At 56.7% G+C, this 15,242-nt stretch carries 14 protein-coding genes; 7 read left to right on the top strand and 7 right to left on the bottom strand.

What is annotated here, in order from left to right; translation table 11 throughout:
• Positions 1 to 61: 61 nt before the first annotated feature.
• The 5 genes from dnaJ to hrcA all read right to left on the bottom strand — a co-directional run bounded on the left by dnaJ (position 62) and on the right by hrcA (position 6,278).
• Positions 62 to 1,195 carry a molecular chaperone DnaJ gene (gene dnaJ, locus MID00_RS13675; protein WP_009459542.1) on the bottom strand — a complete coding sequence of 378 codons (1,134 nt, stop codon included), beginning with the start codon at positions 1,193 to 1,195 and terminating at the stop codon, positions 62 to 64.
• 102 nt (positions 1,196 to 1,297) lie between these two features.
• Positions 1,298 to 3,223 carry a molecular chaperone DnaK gene (gene dnaK, locus MID00_RS13670; protein ID WP_009459544.1) on the bottom strand — a complete coding sequence of 642 codons (1,926 nt, stop codon included), beginning with the start codon at positions 3,221 to 3,223 and terminating at the stop codon, positions 1,298 to 1,300.
• 185 nt (positions 3,224 to 3,408) lie between these two features.
• Positions 3,409 to 3,999, bottom strand: a complete 591-nt coding sequence (grpE, locus tag MID00_RS13665) for a nucleotide exchange factor GrpE (protein ID WP_009459546.1) — start codon at positions 3,997 to 3,999, stop codon at positions 3,409 to 3,411.
• Between the two features lie 116 nt (positions 4,000 to 4,115).
• Positions 4,116 to 5,201 (bottom strand): ferrochelatase, encoded by a 1,086-nt coding sequence (gene hemH / locus MID00_RS13660; protein ID WP_254498946.1) that lies wholly within the window; start codon positions 5,199 to 5,201, stop codon positions 4,116 to 4,118.
• Between the two features lie 63 nt (positions 5,202 to 5,264).
• Positions 5,265 to 6,278 carry a heat-inducible transcriptional repressor HrcA gene (gene hrcA / locus MID00_RS13655; protein WP_009459549.1) on the bottom strand — a complete coding sequence of 338 codons (1,014 nt, stop codon included), beginning with the start codon at positions 6,276 to 6,278 and terminating at the stop codon, positions 5,265 to 5,267.
• Positions 6,279 to 6,405: 127 nt separating this feature from the next.
• Here hrcA and MID00_RS13650 point away from each other — a divergent pair, with 127 nt between their 5' ends.
• On the top strand, positions 6,406 to 7,305 hold the full coding sequence (locus tag MID00_RS13650; RefSeq protein WP_009459550.1) for an NAD kinase: 900 nt from the start codon (positions 6,406 to 6,408) through the stop codon (positions 7,303 to 7,305).
• 6 nt (positions 7,306 to 7,311) lie between these two features.
• Entirely contained in the window at positions 7,312 to 8,961 is a 1,650-nt protein-coding gene (recN, locus tag MID00_RS13645) for a DNA repair protein RecN (protein ID WP_254498945.1), read from the top strand.
• A 175-nt stretch (positions 8,962 to 9,136) separates the two neighbouring features.
• Here the strand turns inward: recN and fur are convergent, their stop codons facing one another.
• Positions 9,137 to 9,592 (bottom strand): ferric iron uptake transcriptional regulator, encoded by a 456-nt coding sequence (gene fur, locus MID00_RS13640; protein WP_009459553.1) that lies wholly within the window; start codon positions 9,590 to 9,592, stop codon positions 9,137 to 9,139.
• A 146-nt stretch (positions 9,593 to 9,738) separates the two neighbouring features.
• Here fur and MID00_RS13635 point away from each other — a divergent pair, with 146 nt between their 5' ends.
• From MID00_RS13635 to MID00_RS13625, 3 genes are all read left to right on the top strand, one after another.
• A complete protein-coding gene (locus tag MID00_RS13635; protein ID WP_226348990.1) occupies positions 9,739 to 10,206 on the top strand; it encodes an outer membrane protein assembly factor BamE in 468 nt (155 codons plus the stop codon).
• A gap of 25 nt (positions 10,207 to 10,231) precedes the next feature.
• A complete protein-coding gene (dapB, locus tag MID00_RS13630) occupies positions 10,232 to 11,023 on the top strand; it encodes a 4-hydroxy-tetrahydrodipicolinate reductase (protein ID WP_026483245.1) in 792 nt (263 codons plus the stop codon).
• A gap of 470 nt (positions 11,024 to 11,493) precedes the next feature.
• A complete protein-coding gene (locus MID00_RS13625) occupies positions 11,494 to 12,312 on the top strand; it encodes a sterol desaturase family protein (RefSeq protein ID WP_254498944.1) in 819 nt (272 codons plus the stop codon).
• Between the two features lie 14 nt (positions 12,313 to 12,326).
• Here the strand turns inward: MID00_RS13625 and MID00_RS13620 are convergent, their stop codons facing one another.
• Positions 12,327 to 13,049: a GntR family transcriptional regulator gene (locus MID00_RS13620; protein WP_251196859.1), complete on the bottom strand. Its 723-nt coding sequence runs from the start codon at positions 13,047 to 13,049 to the stop codon at positions 12,327 to 12,329.
• A gap of 136 nt (positions 13,050 to 13,185) precedes the next feature.
• Here MID00_RS13620 and MID00_RS13615 point away from each other — a divergent pair, with 136 nt between their 5' ends.
• Together MID00_RS13615 and MID00_RS13610 are read left to right on the top strand one after the other, a co-directional pair.
• Complete coding sequence (locus MID00_RS13615; RefSeq protein WP_250755949.1) at positions 13,186 to 13,911, top strand: alpha/beta fold hydrolase; 726 nt, start codon at positions 13,186 to 13,188, stop codon at positions 13,909 to 13,911.
• Entirely contained in the window at positions 13,908 to 15,155 is a 1,248-nt protein-coding gene (locus MID00_RS13610; protein WP_254498943.1) for an iron-containing alcohol dehydrogenase, read from the top strand. Before MID00_RS13615 ends, MID00_RS13610 begins: the two co-directional genes overlap by 4 nt.
• The last annotated feature ends 87 nt before the right edge of the window (positions 15,156 to 15,242 follow it).

Here is a 15,242-nt window from a genome sequence, read left to right as displayed (position 1 = left end):
ACAAAAGTACCGGGCTTTTTACTTTCTACTTGGCGACTCCTTGCTGGAGCCCTGCCAGGATTCAGGAGAAGAAACCCTTCACCTTGTCCGTCCAGGATTCGCTTTTGGGCGAGTGCTTGACGCCACCATCGCTCAAGGCCTGTTCAAACTGACGCAGCAATTTCTTTTGCTCTTCGTTCAGACGTACAGGTGTCTCGATTTGAATGTGGCAGTACAAGTCACCGGGGTAGCTGGAGCGCAAGCCCTTGATACCCTTGCCGCGCAAGCGGAAGGTCTTGCCCACTTGGGTGCCTTCAGGGATGGTGATTTCGCCACGCCCTGTCAGGGTAGGCACTTCCACCGTTCCGCCCAAGGCCGCCGTGGTAAAGGGGATGGTCAGCTCGCAATGCAGGTCCTCGCCATCACGCTGGAAAATACCGTGCGGCTTGATGCGGATTTCCACATACAAGTCACCGGCAGGACCACCGTTCACGCCAGGCTCGCCATTGCCACTGGAGCGGATGCGCATGCCATCATCAATACCGGCTGGAATCTTGACCTGCAAAGTCTTGGTCTTCTTGACCTTGCCTTCGCCGTGACATACCACGCAGGGATCAGGAATTTCCTTGCCGCTACCGTGACAGGTCGGGCAGGTTTGCTGCATGCTGAAAATGCCCTGCTGCATGCGCACTGCGCCACTGCCTTGGCAGGTGCGGCAGGTCTGTGCAGAGGTACCGGGCTTGGCACCCGAACCCGAGCAGGTTTCGCAGTTTTCCCAGCTTGGTACACGAATTTCAGTATCAAAACCGGCTGCTGCCTGCTCCAGGCTGATATCCAGCGAATAGCGCAAGTCCGCGCCACGGTAAACCTGAGGGCCACCGCCACGACGTCCGCCGCCACCACCAAAGATTTCGCCAAAAATATCGCCAAAGGCGTCTGCAAATCCGGCTCCGCCCATGCCGCCACCCATACCGCCCATGCCAGCGTTAGGATCGACTCCGGCATGACCATAGCGGTCATAGGCTTCGCGTTTCTGTTCGTCGGACAGGATCTCGTACGCTTCCTTGGCTTCCTTGAACTTTTCCTCGGCGTCCTTGCTATCCGGATTACGGTCAGGGTGGAACTTCATGGCCAGCTTGCGATACGCCTTGCGGATTTCATCCTGCGTCGCATTTTTGGCCACACCGAGAATTTCGTATAAATCGCGTTTTGCCATGTTTGATTAACGACGTCCAAACGCCGCTGTTTGAATAATAATGCCCGATCTCCAGCGTATGCCGCCAAAGATCGGGCCAGGGAACCTTATTCAGGCTCGCAATTACTGATCGCGTTTGACTTCTTTAAAGTCAGCGTCGACCACGTTCTCATCGGCGGGCTGCTGGGCTGTGCCTTCAGCACCTTCTTGTGCTGCGGCTTGAGCCTGCATGTCGGCGTACATCTTCTCGCCCAGTTTCTGCGAGGCCACACCCAGTGCTTCCACCTTGGCGTCGATGGCTTCCTTATCGCCTTCTTTCAGGGTTTCTTCCAGATCAGCGATGGCCTTTTCGATGGCTTCTTTCTCTGCCGCTTCCAGCTTGTCGCCGTAGTCCGTCATGGACTTGCGGGTAGAGTGAATCAAGGCTTCGGCCTGGTTGCGTGCAACAGCCAGCTCAGCGATGCGGTGGTCTTCTGCTGCGTTGACCTCGGCATCTTTCACCATGCGCTCGATCTCCTCGTCGGACAAACCGGAGTTTGCCTTGATGGTGATCTTGTTCTCTTTGCCTGTGCCCTTGTCTTTGGCGGACACGTGCAAGATACCGTTGGCGTCGATGTCGAAGGTCACTTCAATCTGTGGCAGGCCACGTGCTGCTGGTGGAATGCCTTCCAGGTTGAACTCGCCCAGAGCCTTGTTACCGGCAGCGATTTCACGCTCGCCCTGGAACACCTTGATGGTCACAGCAGGCTGGTTATCGTCAGCCGTGGAGAACACTTGCGAGTGACGCGTAGGAATCGTGGTGTTCTTCTGGATCATCTTGGTCATGACGCCACCCAGGGTTTCAATACCCAGGGACAGAGGAGTCACGTCCAACAGCAAGACGTCGGTACGATCGCCGGACAACACGGAACCTTGAATGGCTGCACCAGCGGCCACGGCTTCGTCCGGGTTGATGTCTTTACGCGGATCACGGCCAAAGAACTCTTTAACGCGCTCTTGCACCTTGGGCATACGGCTCATGCCGCCGACCAGGATCACGTCGTCGATTTCCGAAACCTTCACGCCCGCATCCTTGATGGCAACACGGCAAGGCTCGATCGTGCGTTCGATCAGGTCCTCGACCAGCGCTTCCAGCTTGGAGCGAGTGATCTTCAGGTTCAAGTGCTTGGGACCGGAAGCGTCTGCCGTGATGTAAGGCAGGTTGATCTCGGTCTGCTGCGTGGAAGACAGTTCGATCTTGGCTTTTTCAGCGGACTCTTTCAGGCGCTGCAAGGCCAGCACGTCTTTGGACAGATCAACGCCGCTTTCTTTCTTGAACTCGTCGATGATGTAGTCGATGATGCGCTTGTCAAAGTCTTCGCCACCCAGGAAGGTGTCACCGTTGGTGGAGAGCACTTCAAATTGCTTCTCACCGTCGATATCGGCGATTTCGATGATGGACACGTCAAACGTACCGCCACCCAAGTCGTACACAGCGATCTTGCGATCACCCTTGTCAGCCTTGTCCAGACCAAAAGCCAAAGCTGCGGCGGTAGGCTCGTTGATGATGCGCTTGACTTCCAGACCGGCAATGCGGCCTGCATCCTTGGTTGCCTGACGCTGGCTGTCGTTAAAGTAAGCAGGCACGGTAATCACGGCCTCGGTTACTTCTTCGCCCAGGTAGTCTTCGGCAGTTTTCTTCATTTTGCGCAAGATGTCGGCGGACACTTGCTGAGGTGCCATCTTCTTGCCTTGAGCTTCCACCCATGCGTCGCCGTTGTCGGCGGCAGTGATGGTGTAAGGCACGTGCTCGATGTCTGTCTGAACTGCCTTTTCAGTGAACTTACGACCGATCAAGCGCTTGACAGCGAAGATAGTGTTGGTGGGGTTGGTGACAGCCTGGCGTTTGGCAGGAGCGCCAACCAGGATTTCGCCATCCTGCATGTAAGCCACGATGGAAGGGGTCGTACGACCGCCTTCGGCATTTTCGATAATACGAACCTGGTCGCCATCCAACACCGATACACAGCTATTGGTGGTTCCAAGGTCAATACCAATGATTTTGCCCATGATTTTTTACCTGACTAAAAGATTGATTGCGAAAGCAAATTATTTGATGAAATGCATATGGGGAACTCTGCGTGCATTTCAAGAGCAATGGCCTTATTTTTTTACTGTGCAAGCGGTTGATCCGAAAAAGCAGTCAAAAACGCCTTGATTCCGAACAGCCTGCGCGCACAGACAGGCTGGCTCTATTACTTGGGGGCCGACACCATCACCAAGGCCGGACGCAGCACGCGATCCGAAATGGTGTAGCCCTTTTGCAGCAACTGAGCCACTGCGCCTTCTTCAAACTCCGAAGGTACGGCCGAAATGGCTTGGTGCAGGTGCGGATCAAACTTGTCACCGGCTTGTGGAGCCACTTCTTTCAGGTTGTTGCGCTCAAAAGCCTTGTTCAGTTGACGCAAGGTAGTTTCCACGCCTTCTTTCCAGGCGTCCGTGCTTTGCTCGGTCTGGGCCAGAGCCGCTTCCAGGCTGTCACGCACGGGAATCAGGCTTTCAGCAAAGGACTCGGTGCCGAACTTGCGGGCTTTAGAGACATCATCCTCCGCACGGCGGCGAATGTTTTCCACCTCGGCCTTGGCACGCAGCAGCTGGTCGTAGTACTGCGACACTTTTTCCTGGGCCTGAGCCAACTCGGTGGCCAGATCAGCCGAACTTTCTTCGGGCTGCTGAGCCAAAATCTCTGGCTGCTCGTGCTCGGGGGTGCCCTGTTGTGCCTGTTCAGGCGTGTTTTCCGTCACTTCCCCGTCCAGAGGCTTATTGGGATCGGCATGTGTAGCCATTCGATGTATCTCCACTACAGAATTCGTTGATCGCATAAAAATGGGGGCATCTGCCCCCAGTTCAAGACCCGCCTGCATATTTTGCTGGCCAGCCCCTTGGAAAACGTCCAATACCGCTATCCGGCTGGCACCAGACGGCTGGGCAGCCAGCCTCCCAGATGCTGCACGGCCAGCCGTCCCAGGCCCTCAATCCATTGCGGATCGTCATTCAGGCAAGGTATGTAATGGAACTCGCGGCCACCTTCTTCCAGGAAAGCGTCGCGGCATTCCACCTGGATTTCTTCCAGCGTCTCCAGACAATCGGCCAGAAAACCGGGGCAGACGGCATCCACACGCCCCACCCCCTGCTTACCCCATTCGCGCAAGGTGGGCTCGGTATAGGGTTCCAGCCAGCGCTGCGCGCCAAAGCGACTTTGAAATGCCATATGCACTTCTACGGCAGGCTCATCCAGCGCCGCACGCAAGGCATCCGCCGTTTCTCGGCAGTCACGGTAATAAGGGTCGCCCAGTTCCACGCAGCGGCGCGGCAAGCCGTGAAAGCTCAATAACAGACGCTCTGGCTTGCCATGGTCATCCCAGTAGCGGCGTATCTGTGCCGCCAGCGGGCCAATGTAGTCCGGGTGCGTATGGTAACGCTTGAGGAAGCGCAGCTCAGGTTGATTGCGCTGTTTTCCAAGGTGCTCCGCCACGCAATCCACCGCCGTAGCCGTGGTGCTGGCTGCATACTGCGGGTACAGGGGCAAGCTCAAGATTCGTTCGCAACCCGCTGCTTTCAATTTATCCAGACCACTGGCAATGGACGGGTTGCCATAACGCATACCCAGCTCCACCTTCACATCATGACCTTGCGATTGCAGCAGCTCTTGCAGGCCATCTGCCTGTGCCTGGCTGTAGACCAGCAAGGGCGCGCCCTGTGGCAACCAGATATCCTTGTAGCGCGGTGCCAGCTTGCTGGGGCGGCGAGGCAAGATGAACAGACGCAGAATAATCTGCCAGAGCGGCTGGGGGATTTCAATGACACGGGGATCAGACAGGAATTCCCCCAGGTAGCGGCGAATGGACGCAGCATCGGGCCGGTCCGGCGTGCCCAGATTGACCAGCAAGATACCGATGGGCCCGGCCTCGCGTACCGGAGCCTGATCATTGAACATATCGGCGTCCTGCGATTCGGGCAAATAAGGAGAAGCAAACAACTTGGGCATGATGATTAGTACGTTAGACAGCCAGATTGCCCTCAGCCCAACAGCAGGCCGAAGGTCCATCCCTTAACTGGCAGAGTGATGGCTCAGGGCATTGGACAATAGCCGGGCCGTAATGTCCACGATAGGAATCACACGATCATACGCCATCCGCGATGGCCCGATCACACCCAGCGTCCCCACGACCTTGCCATCCACGCCATACGGCGCGGTAATGACGGACACATCATCCAAAGGTAAAAGCTGCGAATCCCCACCGATATAAATTTGCACGCCATCGGCCTGACTGGAGACATCGAGCAAGTGCAGCAGATCGGTTTTCTTCTCGAACAAGGAAAACAGACGGCGCAAACGATCCATGTCCGCCACCATCTCGGTCACGTTCAAAAGCTTGCTTTCACCGGCGATGACCACAGCTTCTTCGCTATCGGGCTGATGGCTGCCCACATCCACCGCCTGTTGCATCAGACGCGAAATATCCGCCTGCAAGGAGCTGAGCTCCTGTGACAAGGCCAGCTTGACCGACTCGAAGGACATGCCCGAGAAATGCTGATTGAAAAAGTTGCTGGCCTCGACCAGCTCCTGCTCCAGATAGTCGCGCGGCACAAACAGGATGCGGTTTTGCACATCACCATCCGGCGTGACGATAATCAGCAACACACGTTTGTCAGACAGACGAATAAATTCAATTTGCCTGAAGGTCTGGGCTTTTTTCGGCGCCAGCACCACACCGGCAAACTGCGACAGATTCGACAGCAAGGAAGCGGCAGAACTGACGGCCCGGTTGGGTTCGTCAAAAGGCAGGTACTGGCTAAGATTACGTGCATCGGGCCGCTCGAAACGCTCGGCAGCCAGGAGGCGATCCACAAACAGGCGATAGCCTTTGGGCGTAGGAATGCGCCCCGCCGAGGTGTGGGGGCTATGAATCAGGCCCAGGCCTTCCAGCTCGGCCATCACATTACGAATCGTGGCCGGGGAAAAATCAAAAATGGTCGATAAGGTACGGGACCCTACCGGCTGACCATCGGCGATGTAACGCTCGATCAGCACCTTCAACAAGGCATTTGCTCTGTCATCCATGTCGCGTACGTCACTTAAAAACACCAGCTCTGCATGATAAAGGGGAGAATCTTACAGCCAAGCCTAGAGTGGCAACTCTATAATCCACTGATCGCCATTATTTCATCAATCATAAGGTTTTCGCCCCATGCATTTCAAAACGGTTGCCATTGTTGGCAGATACCAGGACTCCGGCTTGGATGCGCCCATCCGATCGCTGGCTAAAACCCTGGTCAACACTGGTTGCTCGGTGCTGCTTGAGGCCACAACCGCCCAGAATGCCGGTATTACCGAATTCCCCATCGGCGATTATGCCCAAATTGGCGAGCGCGCCGATCTGGCTATCGTGATGGGCGGGGATGGCACCATGATAGGCGCTGCGCGCGAATTAGCCCACAGCAAGGTTCCCCTGATCGGGATCAACCACGGCCGCCTGGGCTTCATTACCGACATTCCCCTGGATGACGCCAACGACGCCTTGCTGCGCGTGCTGAAAGGCGAATACGACATTGAAGAGCGCTCCATGCTGGAAGGCCGCGTGGTGCGTGACGGGCAAGTGCTGTATTCAGGCGTGGCCCTGAACGATGTGGTCATCAACCGTGCCGGGCGCGGCGGCATGATCGAGCTGCGTGTCGAGCTTGACGGCGTATTCATGTACCGCCAGCGCTCCGACGGCCTGATCATCTCCACCCCCACGGGCTCCACGGCCTATGCGCTGGCGGCTAGTGGTCCCTTGCTGCACCCTTCCCTGAAGGCATTTTTGCTGGTCCCCGTTGCTCCGCAAACCCTGTCGCACCGCCCTATCGTGCTACCCGACACAGGCACCCTGAACTTGACCATTACGGCCCTGGGCCGGGTGGAATCGGGTGGCAGCGTGCACTTTGACATGCAAACCTGGTCGGACTGTCAGCAGGGAGACCGCATTGACGTGCGTCGCTCCCAGGACACCATTCGCTTTATCCATCCCAAGGGCTACAGCTTTTTTTCCACCCTGCGTCAGAAGCTGGGCTGGAATCACATCCCTTTGCCTAACGACGAAAACGAATAAACCCCTATGCTCCGTACCCTGCACGTTCGAGACTTTGTGATCGTGGATCAAGCCACGATTGATTTCGACTCCGGCTTCACGGTTTTTTCCGGGGAGACCGGCGCTGGTAAATCCATTCTGATTGACGCGCTCTCCCTGGTGCTGGGGGCACGCGGCGATGCCAAAGCCATCCGCGAGGGCTGTCCGCGCACTGAAGTCAGCGCGCACTTCGATTGTGAACAAGACATTCAAAGCTGGCTGCGCGAGCGTGACTTCGATGTCGCGGACGAGTTGATCTTGCGTCGACTGATCGACCTGCAAGGTCGCAACCGCAGCTACATCAATGGCAGCGCTGCAACCCTGACGCAGTTGCGCGAACTGGGTGAATTGCTGGTGGATATCCACGGCCAGCACGCTCATCAAAGTCTGATGAACCCTCAAAGCCAATACGATCTGCTCGACAGCCAAGGCGGCCATTTACCCCTGGCGCGCCAAGTGGCGCAGTCCTGGCAGCAATTGAGCCAGGCACGCAAAGCCGTCGAACAGGCCAGTCAAAGTGCTGAGCAGGGCAAACGAGAGCAGGAGCGTCTTGAGTGGCAGATCAACGAGCTGTCCAGCCTGAATCTGCGTGCTGGTGAATGGGACCAGTTGCAACAAGAACACACCCGCCTGTCCCATGCCCAGGCCTTGATTGACGGCAGTGCCTTGGCCCTGACGGCTCTGGATGGCGAGGAAACCTCGGTACAGCAACTGCTGGGCAAAGCGAGCCACGAAATGAGCGCCCTGCTGCGTCATGACCCAGGCCTGCAAGCGATTGTGGATGCCTTGGAGTCGGCACAAATTGCCGTCACCGAAGCAGCTTCGGACTTGAACAGTTATCTAAGCGATATGGAGCTGGACCCCGAGCGTCTGGCGCAGGCAGAAGAACGGGTTTCTGCCATTTTCAGTGCCGCACGCAAGCTGAAAGTGGAGCCCGAAGAACTGCCCAGCCTGCTGGAAACCTGGCAGGAACAGTTGGCACAGCTGCAACAGTCTTTTGATCTGGAAGCCCTGCAAGCCAAGGCTCAGCAGGCTGAAAAGCAGTACCAGGAGCTAAGTAGCAAGCTAAGTGCCGCAAGACGCAAAACCAGTGTGCAACTGAGCAAACAGGTCAGCCAGGCGATGCAGTCCATGGCCATGCAAGGCGGTCGCTTCGAGGTCGCCCTGACCGCTTGCGCGCCCCAGGTTCACGGCGCAGAGCAGGTGGAGTTTCTGGTGGCTGGTCACGAAGGGGTAACACCACGCCCGCTGGCCAAAGTGGCCTCGGGTGGTGAGCTGGCCCGAATTTCATTGGCACTGTCTGTTATCGCCAGCCAGGCAGCGCGCGTGCCTACCCTGATTTTTGACGAGGTGGATACGGGTGTCGGTGGCGCGGTGGCCGAAGTGGTGGGACGCTTGCTGCAAGAGTTGGGGGCACGTCATCAGGTCTTGTGTGTGACCCACCTGCCCCAAGTAGCCGCCTGCGGCAACCATCATTTGAAGGTCAAGAAAACGACCGAGCAAGGTCAGACCTTTTCCTCTATCCGTCCTTTGACACAAGACGAACGCGTGGACGAAATCGCCCGCATGCTGGGTGGTCTGGAGATTACGCAAACAACGCGTGAACATGCGCGGGAAATGCTGGCACGTCAGCGTTAAGCACCTTTGAAACGCAAGCTAAACCACCAGCGCCTAAGGCTACTGGTGGTTTTTTGTATCCAATCGTGAGGCCCTGTAGCCCGGATCTGATTGTTCTTTGAATTTTCAGGATGCCGTCCTGGCTATCCTGCCCCCAATCATCAGATCCCGCGCCGGCGGACCATCGACTAAAGGATTAACCGCGCAGGTTAGGCTTGGCCTGTTTACCTGCTTCCGAGCACTTGGGGCAAATACCGTACAACAGCATCGTATGGCTCTCCAGCACAAAACCGTGGTCTTTGGCGACCTGGTGCTGGCGGGCTTCGATATTGCTGTCGGTAAACTCTTCCACAACGCCGCAATTGGTGCAGATCAGGTGATCGTGGTGATCGCCGTCATTCAGTTCAAAGACGGCTTTGCCGCCGTCAAACTGGCTGCGTACCAAAATGCCGGCTTGCTCGAACTGGGTCAACACACGGTAAACCGTGGCCAAACCAATATCGACTTCTTCGGCAATGAGCAGGCGGTATACGTCTTCAGCGCTCAGGTGGCGTTGACCGTCCTGGTCGGAGCGGCGAAAAATATCCAGAATCTTCAGGCGCGGAAAAGTCGCCTTAAGCCCCATGTTCTTCAGTTCATTTTGATCGTTCATGGCTAAATTATCGCATCTTGATGGGGATGGATCTCAAGTCCGTCCTGGTTGAAAACCAGCTCGTCTTGAGGCGGTTCAATGCGCAATTCATGCGCTTTTTCCTAAACCCTTATATGATAACGATTTTATTCCTACTGGGGCATTTCGTGCAGAAGAAGGCCAATTCATTCACTCCTGTCATCCGCGCCATACTCGCAGCCAGCCTGGCTGCCGCCGCCCTGAGCGCCTGCGGATCCTCTAAATGGGGCTTCCCATACCGCGCCGACATTCAGCAGGGGAACTGGATCACTGCCGAGCAAGTGGCCCGCCTGCAATCGGGGATGACACGCGAACAGGTTCGTTACCTGCTGGGTTCGCCCACTTTGCAGGACATTTTCCACGCCGACCGTTGGGACTACCCTTACCTGAACAAGCCTGGCTACGGCAAGAGCGAGCAGCGCACCTTTACCGTCTGGTTTGAAGGCGACACTCTGGTTCGCTGGGAAGGCGACGAGCAACCTGACCGCCAGCCCTTCGAGCGCAGCGACACAGGCAAGAAACACACCCCGCCCCCCGCTGATGCCGACCAAGCCGCCCCAACACCCAGCGTGAGCGGCAACCAGCCTACGCTTTAAGCTTTACGTTAAGGACACAGGATACATGCGCATTGCCATTGCTGGCGCAGACGGCCGTATGGGCCGTATGCTGATTGAAGCTGTTTTGAACAGTACCGACCTGACACTGGCCGCGGCCTTGGACCACAGCGGCTCCAAAGCCATTGGTCAGGACGCAGGAGCCTTTCTGGGTAAAGACACAGGTATCAAAGTCACGGACGACCTGAACGCCCTGGCCCAGGCAGATTGCCTGATCGACTTCACCCGCCCTGAAGGCACCATGGCCCATCTGGACGCCTGCATGCAGCACGGCACCCGTCTGGTCATTGGCACTACCGGTTTTTCCGAAGCAGAGAAACAACAGATTCTGGCGGCTGGTCGCGAGATTGCCATTGTCTTCGCCCCGAACATGAGCGTAGGCGTCAATGCCACCCTGAAGTTGATTGAAATGGCGGCTGCCTTGCTGAACCAGGGCTACGACGCCGAGGTGTTTGAGGCCCACCACCGCAACAAGGTGGATGCGCCATCGGGTACAGCTCTGGCTATGGGCGAAGCCATTGCCAAAACCTGGGGTGAATCCCTGAACGATGTAGCCGACTGGGCCCGTCACGGTCACACTGGCGCTCGTCAGGATGGCCGCATTGGTTTCTCCGTCGTCCGTGGTGGCGACATTGTGGGCGACCACACCGTGTTTTTCTGCGGCGAAGGCGAGCGCATCGAAATCTCGCACCGCTCCAGCAGCCGTGCTGGCTATGCCAACGGCAGCCTGCGTGCAGCCCGTTTCCTGGGCGATAAAAACACTGGCCTGTACAACATGCAAGACGTGCTGGGCCTGTAAGTTCCTGACTTGCAAACGCTCTGACCAAAAGCCGGCTTTCGAGCCGGCTTTTTTTATCTTCGCTTAACAGAGCCCCCTCCTGTTGGCTACTTTCCGATAGTGGCCACTCTGGATTGATCTGACCAACACCTATCCCTTTGCCTTTGTCCCTACTCTTTACCTTGCTTTGTCCTTCACTCGTCCTTTCCTCTCCTGCTCCAGCCTTGATCCAGTGTGTCCCGTCTTGTCCCTTCCCAACTCGCCTCATCACAAAAAAAGCAGCTCCAAGTTCGCCAGTAAAACTGCAAAACCAGCCCTGAACCCAGCCTGAAAAACTGCTCCACCAAACGCTGTGGCGGGTTCTCCCCTTAAGTCGCCCCCTTGTCACATTCCCTCCCCCCTGTTTTCCCTGCTTGACGCAGAAAAAAATATCACTAATATGTCAGTTGGATATTTAAAGAATAAACCTTTTCCCGCAGGAGACAACCGACATGATGAGCGAACGCCAACGCAAGTTCCGAGAGGACTACAAATCCAACATCAGCCCCGCCTACAACGGCATTGTTCACGTGGTAGTGACCTATATCGTGGGCTTGGCAGCGATTTACTACAGCATCACCCAGCTAGGCCCGGTAGGTTGGGAATGGCTGATTGTGATCCCCGTTTTTCTGGCGGGTAATTTTGTTGAATGGGCCATGCACCGTTATGTGATGCACCGACGCATCAACATCATTGGCTTGCGGGAAATCTACGAACGCCACACCCGCCAGCATCACCAGTACTTCACCGACAACGAAGCCACAATTGATTCCTGCAAGGAGTTCCGGATTGTGTTTTTCCCCTGGCGCGTTCTGGCCACGTTGGGGGTAGGCGGCGGGATTCTGGGCTGGCTGGCCGCAACCATCATCAACCCCAATGCAGGCTATTTTGTATTCATGACCATGGTGGCGCAGTACCTGGTGTACGAGGCCTTTCACTACTGCTGCCATGTGCATGAGAACAGCTTTGTGCGCAATATGCCCTTCATCAACACCATTCGCCGCCACCATACCGCCCACCACAATCAGGGCATCATGATGAAGTACAACATGAACCTGACGTTCCCGATTGCAGACTGGGCCATGGGCACTACGGATCTGCGTCGCGGTCTGCTTGGCCACCTGTTCAATGGCTATAGCGAAAAGCACGTCAAGGAAGAGCTCAAGCCCATTATTCGCCGTTTCCGGTTTGAAGATACTGGCGACACCACGGACGGCCCGGCCTTGAAAAAAGAAGAGGCCCACGCCCTGGAGCGTGGCCTGGCCAGCTAAGGCCCTGACTGTCCTTACAAGCTGGAAATCAGGGCCGTGCGGGCGAGTTCTTCGATGTAGTCCATCAAGAGATCCAGGCTTTGACCGGCCTGGTCCATATCGCCCCCGGCAATGGACATCGCCAAGTTGGCATGCAGTCTGCCCATCTGCGTTAAATCCGGATTTTGCTGATAGTGGCAGAACCAGAAACGACGGGATAGCCCATGTGTCAGACGCATCGCTGCCTCGGCAAACTCATTGCGAGCCGCCTCGATTTCCAGCTCATTCAACCGTCGATCTGCCCGGATAAAACTGACTTCATCGTTCTGGGTGGCTGCTTCCAGGAAAGCATCATGCAAGCTCTTGAATTGCTCGCGTTGATCGCGTGTCGCCCGCTTGGCCGCACTACGGCAGATCAGACGCTCGATCTCCCGTCGCGTCTCGATCAGGCGCAGTTGCTTGGGCATGTCCAGCTCTGGAATCAACAGCCCACGCTGCGGCAAGACCAGCATCAAATGTTCGCGTGCCAGACGTTGAATGGCCTCCCGAATCGGCGTGCGGCCAATCTCGAACATCTGGCTCAAGGTCAGCTCGGACACGATGCTGCCCGGCGGCAGCTTCAGGGTAATGATGGCTTCTTCCAAACGCTCATAAGCAATGTCTGTGAGCTTGGGCTTGGGTTCCGTCAAGGCCTTGATGTCCAGCACCTCATCTTGAGCCTGCCCTTTTCCCGCTACCTTCCGCTTGCTTGTAACCATGCTGACCCTGCCTTTAAAACGCAGCGTTTGCTGCTGACACCCAAACTCTGACGCCTGCTCTGGCCCTGCAAGTACAAGGCCGGAACTGGGCAACAGCCTCATATCTTAGTTGTATTTATCTACTCCAGGAAGCCACATGAGCATTGCCTGCGATTCAAAACAAACCACCATCATTGCCGTGCATGGGATTCAGGGCACCCATCGCAGCTGGCTGCCAGTGGTCAACGCCAGCTCGAATTTGATGTCCTGGCACACCCCGGACTTGCGAGGCCGAGGCAATACCTTTCGCGGCTCCAGCCAGGAAGATTACGGGCTGGACGGCTTTGTGCAGGATCTACGCGCCAGCATTCAAGCCTTGCCTGAACACACGCCCTATGTCCTGGCAGGCTGGAGCCTGGGCGTCTCAGTGGTGCTGCAAACCTGTCTGACTTTACTGGACGAACAGGCCCCACTGCCTCAAGCCCTGCTGTTGTTATCGGGCACAGCCAGCCTGAACCGGACTCAATGGTTCAAGGCCCAGGACACGCCTGCCTTGCTGCAAGAAATTGCAGAACGGGAACAGCGCCTGGGCCTGCTGGAGGCCGCAGGTCATCTAGATGTGGCCTGGACCTGGCTGGCTAATCGGCACCACGACCTGTATGCGCAACTTCCCCGTATTTCCATCCCCTCTTTGATCATCCACGGCGAGCAGGATCAGGACTGTCCCATTGAGCACGCCCACCGGTTGGCGCAGGCACTGCCACAAGCCACCTTGCACAGCCTGCCTGATGCGGGCCACAGCATTCTGGGCTCGCACACTGAACTGATCGCCTCATTGATAGAACCCTTCTGCTCTCTACACACCGCAAGGACTGCCGTATGAACACACACGTTTTCTTTTGCCCACCACCCCGCACCCTGATGGGACGCGGCTGCCGCCATGAACTACCTGCCTTGATTGCCCACCTGGGCTGGCGTCGCGGCTTATTGATTACCGACCGTTTTTTCACCATTCAAACCACCTGGGTTCAGGACCACATCGCCGCCTGTAGAGAACAGGGAATTGAGCTTGTGGTTTTTGATGGTGGCGAGCCAGATCCTTCCACTACCTTATGTGATCAGGCCACGCTGCAAGTACGTGCTCACCTGGCCGATCACCCTATCGATTTCGTATTGGCGTTGGGCGGCGGAAGCAATATAGATCTGGCTAAAGCCCTGTGTCTGACCGTCCCCACCGGGGAGCCCATACGCACCTACAGCGGGACCTGGCCCGCCCACACCAAGCCCTTGCCCTTGATCGCCCTGCCCACCACCTCCGGCACGGGATCAGAAGCAACACCGGGAGCCATTCTGGTCGACCCCGACAATGCCACCAAAATTGCCGTCATGGGCAATGCACTGCGTCCCGCCATTGCGGTCATCGACCCGGAACTCAGCGATAGCTGCCCACCCCGCGTCACTGCCGACGCCGGTATCGATGCCCTGACCCACGCGATTGAATCCTTTATGACGCAGGATGCCAGCCTGTTTGATCGTGGTGGCAGCCCCGACCCTGGCTATAGTGGCCGATCCAGCCTGACCATGATGTTCGCACGCGAGTCCATACGCCTGTGCGGCCAGTACATGCTGCGAACCTATCGCGACGGCACCGACACTGAAGCCCGTGATGGCATGGCCAGCGCCAGCTACTATGCCGCCCTGTCCTACGGCACGGCAGGTCTGAATGCGGTACACGGCATAGCCTACGCACTGGCAGGTTTGACGCATCAATCTCACGGCACCACCAATGCCGTGCTGCTGCCCTACGTTCTGGACGAACTGCGTGAAACCCGCGCCTCGGAATTGCTGGAAGTCGCCCAACTACTGGGCATGCCAACCGGCAAGCCGGAAGATACCTTACTGGCCCTGCCTGCCTATGTGCGGTCGCTGGTCGAGCAACTGGACATCCCCTCGGACCTGAGCCAATGCGGCGTACAGGAGCATCAGCTGGAGCGCCTGTTGAGCGACGCCCTGCAAGTGACTCGTCTTGCCAAAGCTTTCCCGGTTGCTAACTGCACCAGCGCCTATCAACGCATTATTCAACACGCTTTTGAGGGCTCTTTAGCCGGAGCACTGACCCACAATTAATTAGCCAGCTAAGTACATACCATTATTTAATCTTCAAATAGATACCACTAGTATCCATGTAATATATCAGTAGAAGAAAAAAGGCCT

The organism is Alcaligenes sp. NLF5-7 (genome assembly GCF_024266725.1).
GTDB classification, from domain to species: Bacteria; Pseudomonadota; Gammaproteobacteria; order Burkholderiales; family Burkholderiaceae_B; genus Alcaligenes; species Alcaligenes phenolicus.
This window is presented reverse-complemented; position numbering and strand designations above follow the sequence as displayed.

What these genes read in the sequence shown, in the direction of transcription:
- dnaJ (WP_009459542.1), bottom strand. Translation starts at nt 1,195, where the DNA reads ATGGCAAAACGCGATTTATACGAAATTCTCGGTGTGGCCAAAAATGCG.
- dnaK (WP_009459544.1), bottom strand. Translation starts at nt 3,223, where the DNA reads ATGGGCAAAATCATTGGTATTGACCTTGGAACCACCAATAGCTGTGTA.
- grpE (WP_009459546.1), bottom strand. Translation starts at nt 3,999, where the DNA reads ATGGCTACACATGCCGATCCCAATAAGCCTCTGGACGGGGAAGTGACG.
- hemH (WP_254498946.1), bottom strand. Translation starts at nt 5,201, where the DNA reads ATGCCCAAGTTGTTTGCTTCTCCTTATTTGCCCGAATCGCAGGACGCC.
- hrcA (WP_009459549.1), bottom strand. Translation starts at nt 6,278, where the DNA reads ATGGATGACAGAGCAAATGCCTTGTTGAAGGTGCTGATCGAGCGTTAC.
- MID00_RS13650 (WP_009459550.1), top strand. Translation starts at nt 6,406, where the DNA reads ATGCATTTCAAAACGGTTGCCATTGTTGGCAGATACCAGGACTCCGGC.
- recN (WP_254498945.1), top strand. Translation starts at nt 7,312, where the DNA reads ATGCTCCGTACCCTGCACGTTCGAGACTTTGTGATCGTGGATCAAGCC.
- fur (WP_009459553.1), bottom strand. Translation starts at nt 9,592, where the DNA reads ATGAACGATCAAAATGAACTGAAGAACATGGGGCTTAAGGCGACTTTT.
- dapB (WP_026483245.1), top strand. Translation starts at nt 10,232, where the DNA reads ATGCGCATTGCCATTGCTGGCGCAGACGGCCGTATGGGCCGTATGCTG.
- MID00_RS13625 (WP_254498944.1), top strand. Translation starts at nt 11,494, where the DNA reads ATGATGAGCGAACGCCAACGCAAGTTCCGAGAGGACTACAAATCCAAC.
- MID00_RS13620 (WP_251196859.1), bottom strand. Translation starts at nt 13,049, where the DNA reads ATGGTTACAAGCAAGCGGAAGGTAGCGGGAAAAGGGCAGGCTCAAGAT.
- MID00_RS13615 (WP_250755949.1), top strand. Translation starts at nt 13,186, where the DNA reads ATGAGCATTGCCTGCGATTCAAAACAAACCACCATCATTGCCGTGCAT.
- MID00_RS13610 (WP_254498943.1), top strand. Translation starts at nt 13,908, where the DNA reads ATGAACACACACGTTTTCTTTTGCCCACCACCCCGCACCCTGATGGGA.